The sequence below is a fragment of the Butyrivibrio sp. AE2032 genome (assembly GCF_000702965.1).
Genome location: NZ_JNLF01000003.1, coordinates 202,214 through 225,704, shown reverse-complemented (window position 1 = coordinate 225,704; position 23,491 = coordinate 202,214). Strand labels below are relative to the sequence as shown.

The following is a 23,491-nucleotide window of genomic DNA, read 5'->3' as shown; positions in this document are numbered from 1 at the left end:
ACAATATATGCCAGAACAGTTAAAAAAGCATCAGAAACCTATGACAATCGATGAGCAAATCAACAATCTGAAAGCTCTCGGATTGGTAGTAGATGATGAAGCTCGTGCAAGAAAACTTCTTAATGATATTTCATATTTCAGATTGATAAAAGCATATAGCTTGAATCTTAAACCTCACAATGGTAATTACTTTAAAGGAATTACATTTGATCATATTGTAGATCTTTATCTTTTTAATGCGAATCTAAGACAGTTGTTATTTCCGGTTATAGAAAGAATAGAAGTTAATGCAAGATGCCGTATAGCAAATTATGTTTCAGAAAAATACGGTGTTCTCGGATATAAAAACAAAGACAATTTTGCAGAAGAGGTTTATCATAGACAATTTTTGGCAGATGTAACTGAGGAGATTGAGAGAAATAAGCGCGCACCATTTGTAAAGAACTTTAGGGAAAATTATGAAGGTGGCGATTTACCAATGTATGCGCTTGTTGAAATATGTAGTTTTGGAACACTTTCAAAGTTTTTCAAAAATATGCAGAATCAAGATAAGAAGGCAATATCAAAAAGCTTTGGAGTAGGATATACCTATTACGAAAGCTGGATTGAATCAATTGCTTATGTTAGAAATATTTGTGCTCATTATGGACGCCTTTATAATGCTAAGCTTACTAAACGTCCTATGCTTTACAAACAGTATACAGAGGCTGGGATAGAGAATAACAGGCTATTTGCGGTATTATTATGTATCAGTCATCTGATAGAAAAAGATGATCATTGGAATCAGTTAATTACTGACATTGATAACTTGATAAGAAAATATGCTGATGTAGATATTAGTACTATGGGATTTCCCAAAGATTGGAAAGCGTATCTTGAGTCATCAAATGATTCTGATAATAGTAAGTAAATGTTTGACCTATAGTTTGACCTTTCGGTCAGTCGGTGTTGTCAAACCTCCTTTCCATGTGGCTTTTGAGAAATTTCAATCGTGTTCGAATCACGTCACTCCGATTTAGAAGAACCGCTCAGTTGAGCGGTTTTTCTATTTCAGTTTGCGCGCCATGGGCGCGCTCTAACGGGTGAAAGTCCCGAACACGCCCAGATAGTGGGAAGTGTATAGCCGAACAGCAAGGGTGTCCATCGTGAGGTGGAATCTGAAGGAAGCTGTAAGCAAATCTCCGGTTCGACGGACAGAAATCACATATAAGGCTAGGCTATGAGAGATGAGTTGGCTGAATACAACGAAGTCTAATAACTATCACTTTTGTAGTAGCAGAGTAAATGTGGCGGATATATGGAGAGAAAGAGCGTGCACCTTAAGCGTGGAGATCTCATGGAGGCTCCATTTGCCTAGTAACAACGAACTGTGAGAAGTCAGCCGAGCCCATAGTAGCGTAGAAGTCCTCGAAAGACGACGGAGCAAAGGGGTGAACAATCAATAAGTTTGAGTATGTCTCGCATTGCAGAGGAGACAACATCTGCCGTAACCAATCGGGTAAAGGATGGTCAATTCAAGCGAGGCGGAAAGGAAAGAACGCATGGACACAAGTAGTCTAATGGAGCAGATACTATCCAGTGATAACCTCAACAGAGCGTATCTGCAAGTCGTTCGAAACAAAGGTGCAGAGGGCGTGGACGGAATGAAGTACACGGAACTCAAAGAACATCTTGAAAAGAACGGTGAAAACATCAAGGAACAGCTGAGGGCAAGAAAGTACAAACCTCAGCCAGTACGAAGAGTGGAGATACCTAAGCCAGATGGCGGTGTCAGAAACCTAGGAGTACCAACAGTAACAGACAGATTCATACAACAAGCCATAGCACAGGTGCTCACACCCATCTATGAGGAGCAATTCCATGACCACAGTTATGGATTTAGACCTAATAGATGTGCACAACAGGCAATCCTAACGGCGCTAGATATGATGAATGACGGCAATGATTGGATTGTAGACATTGACTTGGAAAAGTTCTTTGACACAGTTAATCACGACAAGCTGATGACAATCATTGGTAGAACTATCAAGGACGGGGATGTTATCTCCATTGTGAGAAAATACCTTGTCAGCGGAATCATGATTGACGATGAATACGAGGATTCCATAGTGGGTACGCCACAAGGTGGAAACCTCTCGCCACTACTGGCAAACATCATGCTCAATGAACTTGATAAAGAAATGGAAAAGCGTGGTCTTAACTTTGTACGATACGCGGACGACTGCATCATTATGGTCGGAAGTGAAATGTCTGCGAACAGAGTCATGAGAAACATCACACGATTCATAGAGGAGAAACTTGGACTGAAGGTCAACGTGACCAAAAGTAAGGTAGATAGACCAACGGGACTTAAATATCTCGGCTTTGGCTTCTACTTCGATTCAAGAGCACATCAATTTAAGGCTAAACCACATGCAAAGTCAGTAGCGAGGTTAAAGAAAAGAATGAAAGAACTCACCTGTCGAAGTTGGGGTGTGAGCAACAGATACAAAATTGAGAGACTCAATCAACTTATCAGAGGTTGGATTAACTACTTCAAGATAGGTAGTATGAAGAAACTTTGCAGAGTACTTGATGGCAACATCAGGTACAGGCTTCGTATGTGCATCTGGAAACACTGGAAAACTCCACAGAATAGAGCAAAGAACCTTATGAAACTAAATGTGCCAAAATGGGCGGCATATAATATAGCCTACTGCGGCGATAGATATGCAAGGCTTGCCCATAATGGATGGGTACAGAACGCTATAAGTACGAAGAGACTAACCTCATTTGGATTAGTCTCAATGTTAGATTACTACACCGAAAGGTGTGTCACTTGTTAAGTTGATTGAACCGCCGTGTACCGAACGGTACGCACGGTGGTGTGAGAGGTCGGCGGTCATTGACCGCCTCCTACTACTCGATTTATCGCATAAAGTGGTTCCTGAAGGAACTATTTATCGAGAACTGTCCCCAGACCCGTACTGGTTCGTTGGCTCGACATAGGGATTTACGTCTTTATTTCAGTTTTGTTCAAAAAAGATGTCGTCAAAATCTATGACAACGTCTCAATTCCACTTTTCAAGGAAATAGCAGTAAGAATTAGTACTAGCGAGGCTATAGTGGAGTCTTTAATGATTCTTTAATGCCATTTATTACTGCTAGAATCGAAAAATATGAAAATGAGCAGTACAGAGTTTATATGAATGTCACAATAATCAACGCATCTATACGTCTTAGGAAAAGAAAACGAAAATCCAGACGTTGCGATTTTATTTTTAAGCATCCGCAGGAACAAAAACGTAAAAAAAGACGTAAATACGGGATTGAAATGAGCCAAGTGATACCCATGAAGTGGACACGGTTTTAATCATTTTGACTGTATATTAGCAAAGATAAATTGACAGGAAGGGAAACATGATTAGTTACAAAGATGAATTAAACAAGCAGTTGGAGGAACTGAGACAACTTGAAAAGAAAGCTGCCAACAGAGAGAAGACATACAAAGGCCTTGAAAAAGGGAGCATTCGTGTGTCCAAAAGCAGAGGGCATTTCCAGTATCACTTCAGAAAAGAAGGCGAGGAAAAAGAACAATACATCTCCAAGATTGATATTAGTAGGATAAGACTCTTGGTACAGAGAGAGTACGATGAAAAGGTACATAATCTTCTGAAGGATATGATAAACAGGCTGGAGAAGTTTAATGGTAAGTATGATGCTGATAGCATAGATGATCTTTATGAAAATCTTCGCGATGGTCGCAGGGAATTTGTCACTCCCATTCGCCCCACAAGAGAAATGATCATTAACAATTGGTACGCCACCCACAAGGGTAACCAGAATTCATATGAGAGAAAGTATGAATTCCCTACACTAAGGGGAGAACTTGTCCGTTCGAAGTCAGAAAAGATCCTGGCGGATTACTTTTACAACAAGGGAATCCCCTATGTGTGTGAACCGGAGATAAGATTAAAAAGTGGAAAGCGCGTGTATCCTGACTTTGGAATACTCAATGTTAGATTGAATAAAACGATGTATTGGGAGCATCTGGGGCTTATCGAACAGGAAGGATATGCTTCCAGAAATTTCGAGAAGATACTGGACTATGAGGAGTGTGGTTTGATACTTGGGAAGAATCTCATCATAACCCTTGAAACGCAAGAGCGCCCCTTAGATGTAAAAGTTGTAGATGAAAAAGCAAGAGTGTTTCTGACGTAGTTTAGGGAAACAACGGAGATTTCCGCTGCCACCAGTTGCTCATGAGTCAATCGCCATCGGTGACGAGTACACAGCATTCTGATTTATGAGCTGCAAGGATGGCGTTCTGTGATCTCAGTTTTTATCATAGTTAACTTGCCTATCCCATATTGTCCAACATCACTAAATATGCCATAATTAATACATGAATTAATGACACCGATCAGGGGAGAGATTTATGAACGAGGCCACGCAGATTTCTTATGGAAAAGGCATAGTTACAGTGGTAATGAATTCTGACAGTGAGACGGAAGTTGCTGCTCCCAATATTAGATTTGGTGATTATCAAAAGGCCGTTCAGGCCACATTTTCCGAGAAAGAACTTGAAACTATAAGCAGTGGCGCCTCCGCACGGATGAAGCTTGATTTTGTGATGGTGGAGGAGCTGGAGGATAAGGGGCTTGAGTCTCTTATCAAGGATGCAATAAATGAGGCTGAAGCTACTAAGGGAACTCTTCATGAGGGGATGTACTACGAGGTGACAGCCACTAAGTCAATTAATTCTGAGCAGGAAATCCCATTTGACAGCTTCTCTGAGGATGTGGAGATTCAGGTTGATGTGCCCTTGTACCTGATAGCTCAGGACAGAGATTACTATTTGATAAAAAGTTACATGGGAGTGTGCGAATTGGTGGAGGACGTGGATCATGAGGCTGATACGCTCTCTGTTGATGTCCACGATCTGTCAACAATCCTTATGGTTTATCAGGACAGAAGTGAAGCCCTGACACAAAATCCAGTCAAAACCCACATAAAACCTCAATATTTGTTTATTGGTGCAATAGTATTGCTGGTTGCAATCTGGTGGCATATCGACAGACGAACAAACAGAAAAAATCAGGACTAATTTCTACTAAATAATAATAGCTTTTATTACATAAAAACAGTAAAATTAGTATATGGATGTGAGGGAGGTTTTTGGTACAAACACATACTACCTTAATGAGAAAGCCGAGCCATGTGAAATAGGCAGGCTTCTTAATTATGGTGTTCAACATATGGGCATGGGCGTCATTTTCCTGAACAAAAAGAGGGAGTGCGTCTATGCAAATCGTCATGCCTTCACCATGTTCCATTCCCGTGAAGATCTACAGGAGCTGTACAAAGCCTTCTCAAGCTGGATGACCAGTCAGGGAATCGAACCCAGCACCGCCTCCTGGTGCAGACTTTTCGAAAATCGTGACAAGGAAAGACTATTCAAGGTTCGCTACCATATACTGATGGGGAGTGATGGCAAGGTCGTAGGTTATATGTACACGATCCAGAATCTGTCTGACATCGTTGAGAACGGAACAGGAGAGCAGTACAGGCTTACCCACGACGAGCTGACCACTCTCTATAACAAGGAGGGCTTTACCCAGGCGACGGAGAGCCTCCTTCGTGACACAGACAAAACCTACCTTCTTCTTTATTCGAACATCAAGGACTTCAAGCTCTTCAACCAGCTCTTTGGCCTGGACAGGGGCAACGGAATCCTTATCAATATTGGTGAGATGATGATCCAGAATGCCAAGGATGATGATGTTTATGGCAGGATCAACAGCGATCACTTCGCCCTTTGCATGCCCAAGGAGCGCTTCGATGAAAAGAGCTTTAAGAAGCTTGTAAGGGAGATTGCCGGAAAGGTGACCAGCAAGTCCTATTCACTGCACATCCAGGTGGGCGTCTATGAAATCATCGATCCTAAAATGGACATAACCCTTATGTGTGACAGGGCCTACATGGCCTGCAAGTCCATCAAGAAGGACGGGGTATGCGAGATTGCCTGGTACAGCGATGAAATGCTGGTGCATGCTCTTTTGGAAAAAGAGATTTTATCCAGCTTCGACTTCGCTATCATAAACAGACAGTTTGGAATCTATCTTCAGCCTCAGGTCTATGCTGATGGAAAGATCTTTGGTGCAGAGGCTCTTGCCAGATGGATTCATCCGGAAAATGGTATCATCCAACCGGGCGTTTTCATTGATGTACTGGAGAGATCAGATCTTATCTACAAACTGGATCGGTATATCTGGGAACTGGCAGCGAAACAGCTGGCGAACTGGAAAGGAACCCAGTGGGAAGATGTCTCCATTTCTGTGAATGTCTCTCCAAAAGACCTTTACTACCTGGACATCAAGAAAGAGTTCACGGAGCTGACTGAAAAGTACCACATCGATCCCAAGTCCTTTAACATCGAGATTACGGAAACAGCTGTGACCTCTGATGTGAACAAATGTGCAAAACTTATATTGGAGCTCCAGAAGTGTGGCTTCCTTGTTGAAATCGACGACTTTGGATCGGGTTATTCATCGCTGAATATGCTTAAGGATATCAATGCAGATGTCCTTAAAATCGACATGGGCTTCCTTAGGAAGACTGATAATCAAAAGAGAGCTCAGGTAATCCTTAACTACACTGTGGATATGGCTCATGAACTGGGGATGAGAGTCATAACAGAGGGAGTAGAGACCCAGGACCAGCTGGATTTCCTGACAGGAATGGGCTGTACCATGTTCCAGGGCTTCTATTTTGCAAAGCCAATGCCTATTGACCAATTTGAAGAACTGTATAAAAATAAATAATTATAAATTATTGGAGGAGAAGAGGTATGAAGATCGGTATTAAAGAAGTTGTTGCTATGGGTATCGGAACTGCACTTTTTGTAGTTCTGACAAATGTACAGATTCCTGTGTTTGTTGTTCCTAACACAGCTATCCAGCCAAGAATGGCCATCCTTGCTTTTCTGGCCGCAGTATTCGGTCCTATCGTGGGAGCGGTTGTTGGATTCGCAGGACATGCACTTGGTGATGCATTCTTTTATGGATCTGTATGGTGGAGCTGGGTTTTCCCAGAGGCAGTTGTAGGACTTGCCATCGGTTTCTTTGCAAAGAAGTTTGCTGTTAAGGAAGGCGGCTTTGCAAGCGGAAAGAACCTGATCATTTTCAATGTGGTTCAGGTTGTTGCAAATGCAGTTGCTTGGATTGTAGTTGCTCCTGTTCTTGACATCCTTATCTACGCAGAGCCTTCAGACAAGGTATTTTCACAGGGCGCAGTTGCTTTCATTCTTAACATTATCGCAATCGGAGTTCTGGGCTCACTTCTTCTTGTAGCTTACAGCAGGATTGCAGGAAGTTCATCAGACCTTAAGGTGGAGGAATAAAGGTTGGAGAACAGAAACAATCCGATAATAGATTTTGAGAATGTCTCTTTTAAGTATAGAGCTCAGCAGGAGCCGACCTTGAAGGACATAAACCTTAAGATCTATCCCGGAGAAAAGGTCCTGATAGCCGGACAGTCCGGATCAGGCAAATCAACACTTGCACATTGTTTAAATGCTCTTATCCCCTGTTCTTTTACGGGGGATATGAGCGGAACACTCCGAGTTGACGGGCAGGAACCCTCAAAGCTCGGAGTTTTTGGTATGTCCAAGATTGTGGGTACGGTTCTTCAGGATACAGATGGCCAGTTCATCGCGCTGACTGTAGCAGAGGACATTGCCTTTGCTCTTGAGAACGAGAATACACCACAAAAAGAAATGTACGAGAAGGTGGACAGCGTTGCATCAAGGCTGGAACTAACTGACCTTCTGGGCAACGCCCCGGGAGAGCTTTCCGGAGGCCAGAAGCAGAGAGTGTCCCTTGCAGGAGTTCTTGCCTGCAATGTTAAGGTGCTTCTTTTTGATGAGCCACTGGCAAATCTTGATCCTGCCACAGGCAAAAGAACTATCGCCCTGATCGACGAGCTTATGAAAAAAGAGGACCTTACTGTCATCATTATCGAGCACAGGCTTGAAGATGTACTATATAGAGATGTGGACAGGGTAGTACTTATGGACGGCGGACGTATCATCGCTGACAAGACGCCGGATGAACTGCTCTGCTCAGATCTTCTTATAGACAATGGCATTAGAGAGCCTCTTTATATTGCTGCACTCAAGGCTGCAGGAGCGAAGATAACTCCGGACACGAAGCCACAGCACATTGAGATCATGAACGTGGAACCCTACAAGGAAACAGTTCAGAAGTGGTACCATCATATGCCGGTTCATAAGGGTGTAAGCACGGGTGAATCTCTTTTGTCCGTAGAAGGCCTTAGCTTCAGCTATGACGGTAAGAAGCAGATATTATCCGATGTATCTTTTAATATAAAAAGAGGAGAGATGGTGGCCCTTGTAGGCAAGAACGGTGCTGGCAAATCAACGCTTGCCTCTCTTATCTGTGGCTTTAACAAGCCTGATAAGGGCGTGATAAAGCTTGGTGGCAATGATATTTCATCCCTGTCAATCAAGGAGAGGGGCGAGAGTATCGGCTATGTTATGCAAAGCCCCAATCAGATGATAAGTAAGCCTATGATCATGGAAGAAGTAGGGCTCGGCCTTGCTGTGAGGGGCGTTCCACACTCAGAAGTGGAGTACAGGGCAAAAGAGATACTGAAGATCTGTGGGCTTTATCCCTTCAGGAACTGGCCTGTGTCAGCACTTTCCTTTGGTCAGAAAAAGAGAGTGTCCATTGCTTCAATCCTTATCATGAATCCCGACATACTGATTCTGGATGAGCCTACTGCAGGCCAGGATTACATGCACTACACAGAGATTATGGAGTTCCTTGTGAACATCAGAAAGACCCTTCCTGTGACCATAGTGATGATAACCCATGACATGCATCTTATGCTGGAGTACACTGACAGGACTCTGGTTTTGACAGATGGAAAGCTCCTTATGGATGCTGCTCCTTCAGAGGTTCTTACTGATCAGGGGGTGTGCGATAGGGCTTATCTTAAGAGAACATCTCTTTATGATCTGGCACTTAAATGCGGAATTGATGATCCAAGCGAATTTGCTGCCAGATTTATAGATCATGACAGGAAGAACAGGGTGGCAAAAATAGATGAGTAAACTGATATCCTATGAACAAAAGAATACGCCAATTCACAAGTTGAGTGGCTTCACCAAGCTTGTTTTCTTTTTGATATGGTGCACTGCAAGTGCCCTGACCTTTGACACCAGGATACTTCTTTGCATGCTTGTCATTGGCTTTGTGATCTACAAGGTTTCCGACACCAGGTGGAAGCAGGTGAGCGCGGTATTTACGGCAGTTATGATATTTATGATCATAAATCTTCTGGCAATTTTCTTTTTTGCCCCCTACCAGGGCTGCCAGATATATGGCTCCAGGACTGAGATCGCGCATCTTTTTGGAAACGTGTATCTTACGCAGGAACAGCTCTTTTACGAATTCAACGTGTTTATTAAGTACTTCACGGTTATCCCTGCGGTATTTATCTTCCTGGTAACAACGGACCCGAGCGAGTTGGCCGCCTCCCTAAATGGCGTTGGCGTGCCCTATTCAATTGCTTATTCTCTGGAGATTGCCCTTCGCTACATCCCGGATGTACAGGACGAATTCAGGAAGATCAAGAATGCCCAGGAAGCCAGGGGGATCGAAATGAGTTCCAAGGGAAGGCTCATGGAGAGAATGAAGAACACGGCAAGCATCATTTTCCCGCTTCTGTTTTCATCAATGGAGAGGATAGATGTTGTAAGTAACGCCATGGAGCTTCGAGGTTTTGGTAAGAAAAAGAAACGTTCCTGGTACTCCAGGCGACCACTAAAAACTGCTGACTTTGCAGTCCTTGCCTTTATTGTGGTATTCTTTATTGAATCCATGATCATTACATATCATGACGGAAACAGATTTTTTAACCCATTTGTGTGAGGGACAATGAATTACTATTATGCGCCGATGGAGGGGATAACTCTCTATCCTTTGAGAAATGTACATAGAGAAGTTTTTGGGGCGGGGGTAGACAAGTACTACACCCCGTTTCTTACTGCTGCGTCCACTTTTCATTTCAAGAACAGGGAAAAGAAAGACGTGCTGCCTGAAAAGAACTCTCCCCTGTTTGAAGATTACAGCACTCAGATAGAGCCACAGATCATGGCGGGAAATGCCGAGAACTTCCTGTGGGCTGCAAGAGAGATGAAAAAACTGGGATATAAGGGTGTTAATTTAAATCTTGGATGTCCTGCCCCGACGGTGGTGAACAGGCACAAGGGCGCCGGGCTTCTTCAGGATGTGGAGTACCTGGACAAGATGCTTGCTGAGATATTTGAGGCAGTGCAGGAGGGTGCTATCGTTGGTGGCAAGCCCTTTAATAAGCGCCGGGATGAAGAGAACCTTGCTGATCTGGGAAGTGATATTTATCCAGAAGTTTCTCTTAAGACCCGCCTTGGCTTTTCTGACCCTTCAGAAGCAGATGCGCTCATGAAGGTCTATGCTAAGTACCCGGTAAAAGAGCTAACGATCCACGCAAGGGTACGGGAAGACTACTACGCAGGAACACCGCGCTTTGAGGACTTTAAACGTGCGCTGCTGGTTTATCGTGAGAGCGGTGGACAAGCATCTGTTTGCTACAACGGAAATGTGGATTCAACTGATTCCCTTCAAAAGCTTCTTGATGTAATTGGTCCGGATAATGGGGCAGACAGCGAATCAATATCCTCCATCATGATCGGACGTGGCCTTATGGCGAATCCGGCGCTGGTGAGGGAACTGAAGGGCGGAGAGAAATTGCAGCCCGATGAATTAAAGAAGTACCTTAGAAAACTCTACGATGCATACTCTGAATATATCCCTGAAGATAGGAACGTTATCTTTAAGATGCTGGAGCACTGGGCTTTTCTTCATGTTCACTTTAGGGACTGCGACAAATGCCTTAAGAACATAAGAAAAAGCCGCAGCAAGGATGAATACCAAGCTGCGGTGAATCGCATATTTGCTGAGTGTGAATTTGTTTGATTTATGGGCAATTCTGTTTCATGCTGACACGGCTGCCGGCTGGTACAGAAGATGTGATGAATGCGTTAGCGCCGATAACTGAGCCTTCTCCGATAACTGTTTCGCCGCCCAGGATAGAAGCTCCTGAGTAGATGGTAACATTATCTTCGATGGTGGGATGACGCTTAACACCTTTAAGGGACTGACCACCTCTGGTTGAAAGACCACCGATGGTAACGCCCTGGTAGATCTTAACGTGCTCACCGATCACTGAGGTCTCGCCGATAACAATGCCTGTACCGTGGTCGATCATCAGGTACTTACCAAGGGTAGCACCGGGATGAATATCGATTCCGGTCTTGGAATGTGCATACTCAGTCATCATTCGAGGAATAAGCGGCACTTTAAGCATATACAGCTCGTGGGCAATCCTGTTGATGGTGGAAGCTGTAAGCCCCGGATAGGAGAGGATGATCTCCCCCTTACTGTAAGCAGCCGGGTCTCCTTCATAGCAGGCCTGAAGATCACTATCGCAGTACTCACGGATCTTTGGAAGCTGCTTGAAAAACTCATGTGTGATGCACCTTGCTCCGCAGTCTAATGTCTCATCTGTGGTATTTGCAAAATCCGGACTGTGGTGGAAGGCTATAGCAATCTGTTTCTGAAGATTGTAGATAACATCTTCTATAACAACCGCTATCCTGTTGTTGTCGTTGTAACTCTTGTAAACCTTATCCCTGTAATAACCTGGGTAGATAATGCGGATAAGCTTGATGACAATGTCTTTTACCGCGTCTCTGTCAGGCTGGTTGTAGACATCCATCTGGTCCACATCACGGCCATTCTCGTAATCCGTAAGGATCAGGCCCACAATGTCTTTTATCTCATTTTTTAATTCCGGTGAATTATTGTTCTTTTTGAAATCCATAGAAGCTTTACTCCTAGTCTTTTAGCCGTTTTTTTGATTATACTCTATATTCTGCATTATAGTGAAAAAAATTTTCGTATCGAGCTAAATAATTTAAAGAGCCATGCCGATAAAGTAGTTAGATAACTCTATATCTATGCAAATTTCTTTTCCGGCAAATGGATCTTGCCATATCGTACACGGATGTACTTATTGGGAAAAGAGCCTTTGGAAGTATTGGAGGTACGTGTACTATGATGAGATCACTCTGGTCCGGAGTTTCCGGTTTAAAGACCCATCAGATGGAAATGGATGTCATTGGTAACAACATTGCCAATGTTAATACAACGTCATATAAATCACAGGCAACAGGCTTTAAGGATGTCATGTATCAGACGGTCCGTGAAGGGGCTGGGGCTACTCAGACAACAGGTACAACCAATAAATCTCAGGTTGGACTTGGAACAAGAATGGGATCCATTTATACAAATATTACTTCTCAGGGATCTGCGATTACAACGAACAATGTGTTTGACTTAATGATCACTGGTGATGCATTTTTTGCAGTTTCCGAGGCTCCGGGCACAGATAATTGGATGTTTACAAGAGACGGCGCTTTGACAATAGACGGCAGTGGAAATCTTGTTACTCAGAATGACGGTTATTATCTTGGCTTTGTGGCGGGAGTAGGTATTGCAGGCGGAGGCGCTATTATTTCAGACAAAACAAAAGTTATGCCTGGAACAGCCACTGGTGAGGCTTATTTTAAAGGTAACATAGATAAGGATGATGAAGACCTTGTAGAGGGAAAAGACTTAAGGCTCAATGTTTATGGGAATGATGGAAAAGAGTATACAATAGTCTACAATCTTACTGACGCAGAAGATAATGATGACAGCACATACCAGTTGGATCTTTCAAAAGTACTGGATGAAAATGGTAACAAATTAGATAACATTGGTAATGACTCCTTGATACTTACATATAATAGGCATGATGGAACTCTGGAAGGAATATCATCGAAGCGAATAACTATTTTTACAAATGCTATACCTGTTACTGATGATCAAGGTGTGGTTGTTGAAAATAATTTCGTAATGGCTGGACCGTTTGTTGTGGGCGACTTTACTAGAACAGTTACCGGAAAAGACGGAGAGACTTATACTCTTCATTTCTCTGTTCCAACCAGCAGCGATCCTGAATGTGACTATGATTTCTCCATTGATTACATAACTGATAAATATGGCAACAGAATTGATTTTGAGGATAAAAAGGCTTCATTCAATTTTGATGATGACACAGGAACATTACTAACAATCAACGGAGAGGCTATATCAGAGGTTATTTTTGATTTTGAAGATGCGGTTTCCTATAACGAAGATGGTACAGTAGATAAAAAGTTTGATCTGGGAACCACCACAATCGATTTTTCTGAAGTATATATCAATGTCCCCGGAAAGAAGGGATATACCTATCACTTTACCGGAGATGCCGATGTTCTTGGTGACCTGTATGTAGATTTTTCAAATACTCACAACTATGCAACAGTTGGTGGAGGTCACTTCAGTACTATCTATGGATATAAGGGAAATACAGAGGGACTTAATAAGGGATATCCAACCGGAGATATGACAGGCATTTCAATATCCGATGATGGCACGATATATGGCCGTTACAGCAATGGTGAATCCCAAGTTCTTGCACAGCTTATTTTTGCTCGATTCAATAACGCCATGGGACTTGAGAAGGTTGGAAACAATATGTATAAAGCTTCCCTTAACTCCGGACAGCCTATGTGGGGATATGTTAACGAAAACGGTGGCTACCTTTCATCTGGCGTCCTTGAGGGCAGTAACGTAGATCTGGCAAAAGAGTTTACTGACATGATCACCACACAGCGTGGCTTCCAGGCCAACAGTAAGGTCATCACAACTTCTGATGAAATGCTACAGCTTTTAAGAGGTCTTAAGAGGTAAAGAATAAATAAAAATAATTTTAACTGGCTCCGGTATACTTCCGGGGCCATTTTTTATGTGTGCCTCATGGAAACTGCGAACAAAAAATATCGAAAATGTAAATTTCTTTCATGCATATTTGTGCACCTTTTACGGAAATTGTGAAGAAACTATAAAATTTTTATGAAAAATCGGTTGAAGTCTATATATATAAGTATTATATTTATACTCGCGATTAGGGGAACGTGATTAAATTTAGGTGATACTGAGTTTAATTTCTTTTTTTGTGCTTATTTGTAGTATCGGCTTTTTGTGGCTGCGTTTGCCTTATCTGCGGGAGTGATATGGTAAAAAGTAAGGGTATTATGCTCACAGAAAGTTGGCATAATATTTTTTTATTGGATTTTTGTTAAGGAAATAATAATGTCACAGGTGAATTTAAAAAAGTTAAGCAGAGCTGAGCTTTTGGAGATGATGATAGCATTCTCTGAGGAAGCGGAAGCTGCTAAGAAACACGAACAGGAATATAAAGAAGAGCTTGAAAGAGAAAAACTTGAGCTTCAGAAGGAATTCGCAAAGGAAAGAGCAGCCATGCTCCAGAGCTTTGACGAAGAAAAGGCAGCAATGAGGCTTAAGTTTAACGAGCAGAAGGCTGAAATGCAGTCCAAGTTTGACAAGGATATGGCTGGCCTTAAGGCAAGGCTTACAAGAGAGAAGGAAGAACTTTCCACTCAGGTGGGAGACTCCCTGGCAAAGATAGAGGATTCCGGAAACCTTGCAGAGGCAACACTAAAGCTTTCAGGCATCATGGAATCAGCTCAGAAAGCAGCTGATCTGTATGTAAAGTCACTTCAGGAAAAGGCTAAAGCTGAGTATGAGGACTTCCAGAAGGATCTGGCAAATGCAAGAAAGCAGCTTATTCCAGAGCAGCCTAAGGAGGCAGAGCCAAAGGCAAAGAAGACCACAAGAACGGCTTCCAAAACTACAACGAGGAAAACTGTAAGCCGTAAGAAAAAGGAAGAACCTGTAGCAGATGAGCGAGAAGCAGTTTGAAAAGCCCTCTATTGAACAGCTTAAGGCTGAGCTAAAGAGAGAGAACAGCAAAAAAGAATACAGAAAAGTTCTTAGAAATACACTTATTGTCGTTGTGGTTGTGGCAGCATTGGCGGTGCTGGTTTCCAGCTTCTTTGTAACGGTACTTAGAGTTACAGGAGAGTCCATGACCCCCACCCTTCAGACGGGAGAGATAGTAATTGCCCAGAACTCCAGCACCTTTGATGCCGGTGACCTGATCGCTTTTTATTACAACAACAAGGTCCTGGTGAAAAGAGTTCTCGGCTCACCGGGGGATTGGATAGACATCGACAGTGAGGGAAATGTATCAGTGAATGGCAGCCTGATACAAGAGGATTATGTTTCTGATAAGAGTCTGGAACCCACCGATATTTCTTTTCCCTATCAGGTACCTGAGAATAGGTACTTCGTGCTGGGAGATCACAGGCAGGCTTCCATAGATTCAAGATCAAATGCAGTGGGATGTGTAACTAAGGAGCAGTTAATAGGGAAAATAGTGTTCAGGATTTATCCTTTTGGAGCTTTTGGCGGACTTTAAAAGGTAAAACTATGAGGTAGGGGATATGCGCAGGACTGATGAGAATCGCGCAGAAAACTACATAAAAAAGCATAACAAACACAGGAAGTGGCTTGTGTTTGTTCTTTGTTTGTCGCTTTTTACAGGTTCGGGCACCTTGTACATGCTGAATAAGCCGGCTACAGCCATGACTGAGGAGGGGGCAAAGAGCATCGGACTTGTGCTGGATACAGCTGATGCTGAGTTTGAAGAGGGTCTCATCCGGCAGATGGAGGAGGAAGAGGCTTCCAGAGAAGAAGCAGCTTCCGGAAGTGAGGATTCTTCCGCTGCGGAAGAGAGTTCAAATTCCGGTGATAAGGAATCCGGTGCTGCAGAGAACGGTGCGGACAAGAAAGAAGAGTCTGTGACTAGCGAGAGCACTGAGGACAAGAAAGAAGAGTCTGTGACTAGCGAGAGTACTGAGGACAAGAAAGAAGAGTCCGAGACTGGAGAGGTCATTGAGGACAAGGAAGACGAGTCCGAGGATAAGGAGAACTCTGAGGACAAGGAAAGTACGAAGACCAAGGAGACCACTGAAGACAAAGAAAGCGATAATAAGAAGGCTGACAAGAAATCAGACGTTGTAATCACAGTTCGCTACGAGGATAAGGCTGGCGAGGAAATCGCTGAGGCAAAAGAGCTTTCCATCTCCGAATCCTTTGATCTCAAGGAAGAAGTTAGAAGCTTTGAGGGATATCTTTTCGCAAAGGGCTTTATCGATGATGAGGAAGTAACGTCCATTGTTAAAAAGAGTTATTCCGAGATGCCGGATTTTGAGGCGCTCAAAGCAGATGCCAAGGAAGAATCTAAAGAAGATACAAAAGAGGAAGACACCAAGTCCGAATTTACATATTACGAGGCAACTCTGACAAATGGCGACATCCTTGTAGTTGATGAGGATGCAGATCTTCACCTTGTTTACTTGAAACAAAACGAGAAGGAAGAATTCCTTTTCACAAGCGATGAGATAAACGTAAAGGTTAAGCTGTCAGAACCATCAGCTCTTCCTGAGGGCGTCGAACTTAAGGTTACAACAGTAGATCAGGATACTGAAGGCTACAACTACGAAGCCTATATGGAGGCACTTAACGAGAACGCCGACAGGATAAAAGAGACTAACGAAGAAGATAAGCCCCAAACGGAATCCGATGAGGAATTGACCTACGATTCCACAAATACGTTGCTCCTTGATATAGCGTTCATGCTTGAAGATGTGGAATATGAGCCCAAGGAAGGATCTGCTTTGGTAGAAGTTACTTTTAACAGGAAGCAGATTTCCGAGGAAATTGAGGCCGAAACTTCAGATGAGCTGGCAATCGTGCATCTTCCGGTAAGCAGCGAAGTAATGGAGCTGGTTAACTCCACCAGCGAAGCTACAGATATCTCTGCAAGCGATGTGGAGGTTGAGGTTTATAAGGATGGAACAATATCTCTTGAAGGAGAGGTGGATACGATCTCCTTTGAGACAGACGCTTTTTCCGTTTCTGCGGTAGTTAAAAAAAGTAATGATATAGGTGATTGCACCTGGGAATCGTTAACTAAAAAGAGCTATTCCGCCGTAGACATAATTGATTCCCTTGGAGATGCCAAGTATTTTGGCGCTGTTGCCAATTACTTTGGTGGTAGTTCTCACTTTGAGGCCAATGTGGCTGTAAATAACTATGGGGCAACTTCTGGAGAAGTGCTTTTTGACTACGATAACTCAAACGGCGGATATATTCTTTCGGACGAGTTCAAGAAATTCAAGATAAAAGTAGAAAAGAAATCTACAGCGCCTGACAATTTTTACTTCGGAGTATATGAGGACGAAGAAGGCAAAAACAGAATAAATTGGCTTGATTTTTCTTTTACTTCTTCAGACTTTGTATATTCAGAGGGAATGTATGTTGCTACCCATGACATTAACGTAAACGACTACCCATCACTTTATGTTTATGAGCTGGAGGGCTGTGATAATAACGGAAAGGGCGGACGGCCTGTTAAGAATAACCAGAATGCAGGAAGCTACACTGTTTCTTACTTGAGCAACATCACAGAAACAAACAATGCTCTTGATCCGATCATGAGCAGTTATATTACGAACGGTGATTACACATGGAACGCTGGACAATACCTTCATAATAACGCAAGCCTTTACTACAATGCATCGGATGCTGGCTGGAGCAAGGTCTCCAAGGATAATAACGGAAATGTTTACGTTAGTCCTGAAAAGTACCATGTTCGCAAGGATTATGTGGATTCAATGCTTACCTCAGCAAAAGAGCTTTCGGCTAAGCTTCCATATATTTCAGGCAGTAGCTCTGTGGAAGTTTTCAATGTTAAGCATAAACAGTGGGGTGAGTTCCGCAATGATCTCTTTAATGCTGCCAAGGCGGCTAATAAGAAATACAGCTGGGGGGACCAAAATGACGTTGAGAAGGAGAATCAGGGCATCAAATTGGGCAGTGATTCTATTCTTGTGATCAACTTGGATCTTACAGGATGTAGTGATTATACCCTGAGCCGATTCTCGGTTAATGGTGTGCTTTCTACTAAGGCGTATGAGCATTTTGGAAGCATTGCTTCAAGGATAATAATCAATCCGGTGCAGAAAAATTCTGCGGGAGTATATGAACCCTATAACGGAACAATAAGAACCAGTGGTTCCATGGGAACACTGCTGGCACCTTCTGCAACTGTTGAACAGGGCGGACATGTTGGAGCGATAATTGCAAATACTATTAACAACTCTGACGGTGAGATCCATAAGCAGACACTTGTAGGCTACAAGGAAGCTACAGGCAAGGTTACTGTTACAAACATTGGTAAGGACAAGCCTAAGGGCAAAGTTGTCAAGGAATGGAATGGCAAACAGGCTTACCCTTATATTTACGCCTATGTTTGTGCAAGAGGATATTTGAACGGCAAGGGGATAGAGGACATTCCAGAGCTTGGAAATCTTATTACCCTTAGCGGGGAAAACCATTGGACTCAGGAAGTATCATTCCCTGCGGATACCTATGTAAATAAAAAAGGTACAAAGCTGGATGTAATATATCGCGTGGTAGAAGTAAACGCCTTTAAGAACGGTGTGAATGCTGATAAGGGCTTATACACCTATGATGATCTCAAGGCTAAGCTGGAAAAGGGAGAAACCACTAATGATGCAGGAACAAGCCTTTTCCTTTACAACGATAAATCCGGAAACAGCATTACTGTAAACGGCTACTTCACCAGCTATTCCAGCACTATCGGAACTAAGACGGGATATGACGGAAAAGAGAGAATAATCTATATTCCCGGTGAAAAAGCTTCCGAAAGAGTAGTAACTATCACTAATAATGAGGATACAAGTTATGCTCCGACTCAGCTGATCGTGCAGAAACAGTGGGGAGACAATGACCCGGGAGTAGGCGCAGTTACCTTCGATATAGAGATAACTCTTTTGCGCAAGCTTGAAGGTGAAAAGGATTCAAAGTATGTCGAGGTTGAAAAAAGAACCCTAGAGAAAGGCAAGCAAAGCGTCGGGTTTACGGATCTTCCTTCACGAAATGCAAATGGTAAAAAATATGTCTATTCTGCAAAAGAAAGTTATAAGGGAGAGACCTTCTACCTTAATGGAAAGAGCGTAAACGGATTCAAGCTTAAGAAGATAGAAGATTTCAAGGTTGAAAACGGAACAGGAATAAGGTTTATCAATGTTCCTGTGATAGTCATTGAAAAGGAGTTCAATCTTGGCGGAAAGACCTTGACGGTTGAGGAAGCCAAAGCTGCAAAGAAGGAAACAGTATTTGTTAACCTGTACAGCGGCGGTAATGGCATAGAAACTAAGCTTGTGAGAAAAGCTATTCCTCTTGGCTCTGGTAATGGATGGCATGAGGAAATCGAAGTACCAAGATCCTGGTCCTCGAAAAACCAGTATACATACTACATTAAGGAGTGCAACTCTGATGGTGAGGAGTATAGCCAGTCGTCTTTGATCACTTACTATGCTTACGAGAACGGTAAGAAGACGAAATCCGGAACTGATCCTTCTGAGGTGGTGATCTTTGCAAGAAATTCCGCTGTTCTAAGGCTTAAGGTTGTCAACTATCAGGGTACCAACGTCCTTCCTGAAACCGGAGGCGAAGGAACAACCCAGTACATAGCATTTGGAGTACTCCTTATGGCTATTGCATTTTCAGGATTCATGCTCTTTAAAAAGAGAGAGCAGCTTTAAACAGGTTTATTGCCAAAAGGCTTTAACAAATAGACAAAAACAAGATTCAAAGGAGAAGAAAGAAATGAAAGTTATGAAGAAACTACTAACAGCATTCCTTGTGACCGTTATGGTTCTTGGAATGGGAATCACAGCTATGGCTGAAGAGGGTACCGGTTCTGAGGCATCAACAACTGCTACCAGCACAAGTGCACCTACAACAGGCACAATCACGATTACACCTCCTGGTGGTTTGAAAGCTACTGACTCCAATACTTACAAGATTTATAAGGTGTTTGATGCAGTTGGTGATGGAGAGGGAACTAGCGGTGGTATGACCTATAAGCTGGTACCGGGAAAGACTGGGGCTCCTACAGGATTTACTGTAGATGCTTTTGGATATGTTACTTATAGTGGAGATGGCGATGGAACTCAGCTTACAGCAGCTGATATCGAAGCAATCAAAGCGTATGTTGCCGGAGATCAGCCTGTAGCTACAGTAACAACTACAGGAACCACTGCTGGTGTTTCTGCAGCACTTCCAAATGGATATTACTACATCACTACTTTGACTGGAACAGCAGTAACTATTACAAGCGCAAACCCTAATGCGGAAGTACAGGATAAGAATACTGCTCCAACAGTTGATAAGAAGATTACTGATGTAGAAGATGTTGCTGGTACAAAAGATATTTCTTCAGATGGAAAGAAGGCTTTGGCTCAGGTTGGCAAGGAGGTTACTTATACAGCTACTATTAAAGTTGGAGAAGGATCTCAGAACCTTGTTTTCCACGATACCATGGATGCTGGACTTACCTTTGTAAGAAGAGACAGCGAGGGAAATGACAAGGTTTCAGTGACTGGTGTTGCTGCTAATCAGTATACAATTAAGGATACACCTGATGACGGAGATACAATCACAATTGAATTTGCAGATGGCATAGCAAAGGATACAACTATTACTATCACATACAAAGCTGTAGTAAACGCTAATGCTGTTACAGAGCTTAAAAACGATGCTTATCTTTCTTATGGTCAGTCATATACAACAACTCATTCCGTAGCAGAGGTTTACAATGCAAAGATCAGTGTTATCAAGAAAAATGGTATGAACACAGAGAATGATAGCGATGATGAAGCTCTTGCGGGAGCTGGATTTGTTCTTAAGAGAAGTGAGAATGGTTCCACAAAGTACTATCAGCTTACAACTGCTGCAGATGGAAAGCTTTCAGTTGCATGGGTAGATGACATTGCAAATGCAACAGAGTATAAGTCAGATGCAACCGGAAATGTTCCTGCATTTGTAGGTCTTTCAAACGGTACTTATAAACTTGAGGAGAAGACTGTTCCTTCAGGCTTCAACAAGGCTGCTGATGTAGAAGTAATTATTTCCGGAGGAGATTATTCAGAAGATAGTATTGCTGCACTTGACGTTTCAAGGACAATTAAGAACAATAAGGGTTCACTCCTTCCTACAACTGGTGGAATCGGAACAACAATCTTCTACATTGTTGGTGCAATCCTTGTTATTGCAGCTGTTGCATACTTCATTCTTCGCAGGAAGTCTGATGCAGAGTAATTTTTGGGTATGAAAAAGTTTATATAAATTGAATCTTGTTTCAAAATAAAATGAAACACACTGTGTTTTCCGGGGAGGGCAATAGCTCTTTTCCGGAAGATGCAGGCTTGATTCAATAGAGAAATACAAAAAGGGAAATGAAGAAAGAAACACTAAAAAAGAAAATACCCAGTTTAATATTTGCCTTGATCTTTCTGGCGGGAATAGCAGTTTTTCTTTATCCGTCAGTAAGTAATTATATCAATTCAAAGCACCAGAGCCGGGCAGTGGCTTCTTATGACGCAGCTATGGCTTCACTTACAGATGAGGACTACAGTAGCTTTTGGGCAGCAGCAAAAAGATATAATGAGGATCTTGCTACAAAGCCCATGAGCTTTAATCTTTCCGAAGAGGAACTTGCAGAGTACAAGAGTATTCTGGATCCTACAGGTACCGGTATAATAGGTACCATTGAGATTGAAAACATTGGAGTTAATCTTCCTATATATCATGGAACTGAAGAATCTGTTCTTCAGGTTGGTATAGGACATTTGGAAGGTACCTCTTTTCCTACGGGAACAAAGAGCACTCACGTGGTGCTGTCGGGACACAGGGGATTGCCTTCAGCTAAGCTTTTTACAGATCTGGATCAGATGATCGTAGGGGATACATTTCTTTTACATGTAATGGATCAGACCTTCGCTTATCAGGTGGATCAGATCAATATTGTATTGCCGGAGGAGACACAGAATCTGGCAATTGTAAATGACAGAGAATATGTCACGCTGGTAACCTGTACACCTTATGGTGTAAATACCCACAGACTTTTAGTCCGTGCAAAGCGTGTTGACTATAATGAAGAAACTAAACTGATCGTACCGGCAGATGCCACAAGACTTGGCAACCTGGTGGTGGCACCATTTATCGGAGCTCCGCTTCTGCTGATCGTATTTATTGTTTACCTTGTAAGGACTTCTAAGAGACCTGCTAGGAAGAAGGGTAGCAAAAAGTAACGAGGAAACTTATGAAAAGGATAGGAAAGAAAAATCTTATTCATATAGTGCTTTTCATAGCTGCGTTTGTGGCCGTAGTGTCAATTAACGCCGTTATTTCTTTTGCTGCGCCTGTAACTAGTATTGATACGGGAAAGAAGGGCAGTCTTACTGTAAACTACGGAAATTCCGGCGAAGATGCTATGGCAGGCGTTTCTTCTCATATCTATCTGGTGGCAACCATTGATTCTGAGGGAAAGTACACCATAACTGATGAGTTTAAGGGATGCTTTACGGATGCTGATTTCTTCAACAACGGATTTAACTATGATGAGTGGAAGAGCTGTGCTGATTATGTGATGGCCAGTGATTCGGATAATCTTAAGGAATACATAGGTAAAAATGACATTGCAGAGGTGGCCACAGGAGTTTCCGATGCTGAGGGCAAGATCTGCTTTACAGGGCTTGAGCTTGGTGTGTACTATGTGATGAGCGACAGGCTGGTAGACAATGACAATACTTATTCTTTTGCAAATTTTGTTTATCCTGTGCCTATCCTTGAAAGGGCAAATGATCAGGATGTGATCACGGTTAATTACAATCCTGAAGCATCACCAAAGATGTCCATGTTCAGGAAAGGAGCTACCACAGACTGCTATATAATGAAGCGTTGGAATGACGCAGGGTATGAGGCTAATCGTCCTTCAACAGTTACCTTTAATCTATATCGCGACGGAGAGCTGATGACAGTAGTGAAGCTTTCCATTGAAAACAACTGGTACTATGAGTGGTCAAATCCGGGAATCCACAGCTATTCCATTGAGGAGGTTGAGGCGGGCAGTAATTACACCGGAGAACTGGAGGTCTATCAGTACGGAACGGACTTTGAATTTGTGTGTACCAACACCTACAATCCACCGGAGACACCGACGGATACTCCTGAGAATCCTGACAATCCGGATACACCTGACACGCCGGATACTCCAGATACACCGGACACGCCAGATACTCCCGGAACACCTGACAAACCGGATGTTTTGGGGGCTATAAAGAGTGTACCGGAGGTTCTTGGGGCTGTAAGAAAGCCACAGGTACTTGGTGCCAGAAGGCTTCCCCAGACAGGACAGCTCTGGTGGCCATTGCCGTTCCTTGTGATCCTCGGAGCATCCTTTATTGTGAAGGGTATCAAAAAGAATAACAAAACAGAATGAAAATAGTGATGATTGGGGCCCCATGGTATTAGGAAATAATCCATGGGGCTGTGCTATAATTTAG

Annotated in this window: 17 protein-coding genes; 16 read left to right on the top strand and 1 reads right to left on the bottom strand. The window is 42.9% G+C overall.

Going from position 1 to position 23,491, the window contains the following annotated elements:
• Positions 1–7 precede the first annotated feature (7 nt).
• The 9 genes from BO18_RS02785 to BO18_RS02740 all read left to right on the top strand — a co-directional run bounded on the left by BO18_RS02785 (position 8) and on the right by BO18_RS02740 (position 11,018).
• Positions 8–910, top strand: coding sequence for an Abi family protein (locus BO18_RS02785; RefSeq protein ID WP_034443406.1), 903 nt, complete (start codon positions 8–10; stop codon positions 908–910).
• A gap of 631 nt (positions 911–1,541) precedes the next feature.
• Positions 1,542–2,825: a group II intron reverse transcriptase/maturase gene (ltrA, locus tag BO18_RS02780; RefSeq protein ID WP_185752332.1), complete on the top strand. Its 1,284-nt coding sequence runs from the start codon at positions 1,542–1,544 to the stop codon at positions 2,823–2,825.
• A 574-nt stretch (positions 2,826–3,399) separates the two neighbouring features.
• Positions 3,400–4,200, top strand: a complete 801-nt coding sequence (locus BO18_RS02770) for a hypothetical protein (RefSeq protein ID WP_034443401.1) — start codon at positions 3,400–3,402, stop codon at positions 4,198–4,200.
• Between the two features lie 217 nt (positions 4,201–4,417).
• Positions 4,418–5,086, top strand: a complete 669-nt coding sequence (locus tag BO18_RS02765) for a hypothetical protein (protein WP_034443399.1) — start codon at positions 4,418–4,420, stop codon at positions 5,084–5,086.
• Positions 5,087–5,138: 52 nt separating this feature from the next.
• The gene (locus BO18_RS02760) at positions 5,139–6,803 is read left to right on the top strand and encodes a GGDEF domain-containing phosphodiesterase (protein WP_051688460.1); all 1,665 of its coding nucleotides are present in this window, start codon (positions 5,139–5,141) and stop codon (positions 6,801–6,803) included.
• A 26-nt stretch (positions 6,804–6,829) separates the two neighbouring features.
• A complete protein-coding gene (locus BO18_RS02755; protein WP_034443398.1) occupies positions 6,830–7,381 on the top strand; it encodes an ECF-type riboflavin transporter substrate-binding protein in 552 nt (183 codons plus the stop codon).
• Positions 7,382–7,384: 3 nt separating this feature from the next.
• Positions 7,385–9,115, top strand: a complete 1,731-nt coding sequence (locus BO18_RS02750) for an ABC transporter ATP-binding protein (protein WP_034443396.1) — start codon at positions 7,385–7,387, stop codon at positions 9,113–9,115.
• On the top strand, positions 9,108–9,935 hold the full coding sequence (locus tag BO18_RS02745; protein ID WP_034443394.1) for an energy-coupling factor transporter transmembrane component T family protein: 828 nt from the start codon (positions 9,108–9,110) through the stop codon (positions 9,933–9,935). Before BO18_RS02750 ends, BO18_RS02745 begins: the two co-directional genes overlap by 8 nt.
• 6 nt (positions 9,936–9,941) lie before the next feature.
• On the top strand, positions 9,942–11,018 hold the full coding sequence (locus BO18_RS02740) for a tRNA dihydrouridine synthase (protein WP_034443392.1): 1,077 nt from the start codon (positions 9,942–9,944) through the stop codon (positions 11,016–11,018).
• A gap of 1 nt (position 11,019) precedes the next feature.
• On the opposite strand, the gene epsC is transcribed toward BO18_RS02740, so the two are convergent.
• Positions 11,020–11,925 carry a serine O-acetyltransferase EpsC gene (gene epsC, locus BO18_RS02735; protein WP_034443390.1) on the bottom strand — a complete coding sequence of 302 codons (906 nt, stop codon included), beginning with the start codon at positions 11,923–11,925 and terminating at the stop codon, positions 11,020–11,022.
• Positions 11,926–12,158: 233 nt separating this feature from the next.
• On the opposite strand from epsC, the gene BO18_RS02730 reads away from it, so the two are divergent.
• From BO18_RS02730 to BO18_RS02700, 7 genes are all read left to right on the top strand, one after another.
• Complete coding sequence (locus BO18_RS02730; protein WP_034443388.1) at positions 12,159–13,880, top strand: flagellar hook protein FlgE; 1,722 nt, start codon at positions 12,159–12,161, stop codon at positions 13,878–13,880.
• A 402-nt stretch (positions 13,881–14,282) separates the two neighbouring features.
• Positions 14,283–14,912, top strand: coding sequence for a hypothetical protein (locus tag BO18_RS32335; protein WP_051688459.1), 630 nt, complete (start codon positions 14,283–14,285; stop codon positions 14,910–14,912).
• Positions 14,893–15,471 carry a signal peptidase I gene (gene lepB / locus BO18_RS02720; protein WP_034443386.1) on the top strand — a complete coding sequence of 193 codons (579 nt, stop codon included), beginning with the start codon at positions 14,893–14,895 and terminating at the stop codon, positions 15,469–15,471. Before BO18_RS32335 ends, lepB begins: the two co-directional genes overlap by 20 nt.
• A 25-nt stretch (positions 15,472–15,496) precedes the next feature.
• Positions 15,497–19,687 carry a Cna B-type domain-containing protein gene (locus tag BO18_RS02715; protein ID WP_034443384.1) on the top strand — a complete coding sequence of 1,397 codons (4,191 nt, stop codon included), beginning with the start codon at positions 15,497–15,499 and terminating at the stop codon, positions 19,685–19,687.
• Between the two features lie 64 nt (positions 19,688–19,751).
• The gene (locus BO18_RS02710; RefSeq protein WP_051688458.1) at positions 19,752–21,245 is read left to right on the top strand and encodes a SpaA isopeptide-forming pilin-related protein; all 1,494 of its coding nucleotides are present in this window, start codon (positions 19,752–19,754) and stop codon (positions 21,243–21,245) included.
• A gap of 137 nt (positions 21,246–21,382) precedes the next feature.
• Positions 21,383–22,237: a class C sortase gene (locus tag BO18_RS02705; protein ID WP_034443382.1), complete on the top strand. Its 855-nt coding sequence runs from the start codon at positions 21,383–21,385 to the stop codon at positions 22,235–22,237.
• An 11-nt stretch (positions 22,238–22,248) separates the two neighbouring features.
• The gene (locus tag BO18_RS02700; protein ID WP_034443380.1) at positions 22,249–23,427 is read left to right on the top strand and encodes a Cna B-type domain-containing protein; all 1,179 of its coding nucleotides are present in this window, start codon (positions 22,249–22,251) and stop codon (positions 23,425–23,427) included.
• The last annotated feature ends 64 nt before the right edge of the window (positions 23,428–23,491 follow it).

What these genes read in the sequence shown, in the direction of transcription:
- BO18_RS02760 (WP_051688460.1), top strand. Translation starts at nt 5,139, where the DNA reads ATGGATGTGAGGGAGGTTTTTGGTACAAACACATACTACCTTAATGAG.
- BO18_RS02755 (WP_034443398.1), top strand. Translation starts at nt 6,830, where the DNA reads ATGAAGATCGGTATTAAAGAAGTTGTTGCTATGGGTATCGGAACTGCA.
- ltrA (WP_185752332.1), top strand. Translation starts at nt 1,542, where the DNA reads ATGGACACAAGTAGTCTAATGGAGCAGATACTATCCAGTGATAACCTC.
- BO18_RS02700 (WP_034443380.1), top strand. Translation starts at nt 22,249, where the DNA reads ATGAAAAGGATAGGAAAGAAAAATCTTATTCATATAGTGCTTTTCATA.
- lepB (WP_034443386.1), top strand. Translation starts at nt 14,893, where the DNA reads ATGAGCGAGAAGCAGTTTGAAAAGCCCTCTATTGAACAGCTTAAGGCT.
- epsC (WP_034443390.1), bottom strand. Translation starts at nt 11,925, where the DNA reads ATGGATTTCAAAAAGAACAATAATTCACCGGAATTAAAAAATGAGATA.
- BO18_RS02745 (WP_034443394.1), top strand. Translation starts at nt 9,108, where the DNA reads ATGAGTAAACTGATATCCTATGAACAAAAGAATACGCCAATTCACAAG.
- BO18_RS02770 (WP_034443401.1), top strand. Translation starts at nt 3,400, where the DNA reads ATGATTAGTTACAAAGATGAATTAAACAAGCAGTTGGAGGAACTGAGA.
- BO18_RS02740 (WP_034443392.1), top strand. Translation starts at nt 9,942, where the DNA reads ATGAATTACTATTATGCGCCGATGGAGGGGATAACTCTCTATCCTTTG.
- BO18_RS02715 (WP_034443384.1), top strand. Translation starts at nt 15,497, where the DNA reads ATGCGCAGGACTGATGAGAATCGCGCAGAAAACTACATAAAAAAGCAT.
- BO18_RS02710 (WP_051688458.1), top strand. Translation starts at nt 19,752, where the DNA reads ATGAAAGTTATGAAGAAACTACTAACAGCATTCCTTGTGACCGTTATG.
- BO18_RS02730 (WP_034443388.1), top strand. Translation starts at nt 12,159, where the DNA reads ATGATGAGATCACTCTGGTCCGGAGTTTCCGGTTTAAAGACCCATCAG.
- BO18_RS32335 (WP_051688459.1), top strand. Translation starts at nt 14,283, where the DNA reads ATGTCACAGGTGAATTTAAAAAAGTTAAGCAGAGCTGAGCTTTTGGAG.
- BO18_RS02705 (WP_034443382.1), top strand. Translation starts at nt 21,383, where the DNA reads ATGAAGAAAGAAACACTAAAAAAGAAAATACCCAGTTTAATATTTGCC.
- BO18_RS02765 (WP_034443399.1), top strand. Translation starts at nt 4,418, where the DNA reads ATGAACGAGGCCACGCAGATTTCTTATGGAAAAGGCATAGTTACAGTG.
- BO18_RS02785 (WP_034443406.1), top strand. Translation starts at nt 8, where the DNA reads ATGCCAGAACAGTTAAAAAAGCATCAGAAACCTATGACAATCGATGAG.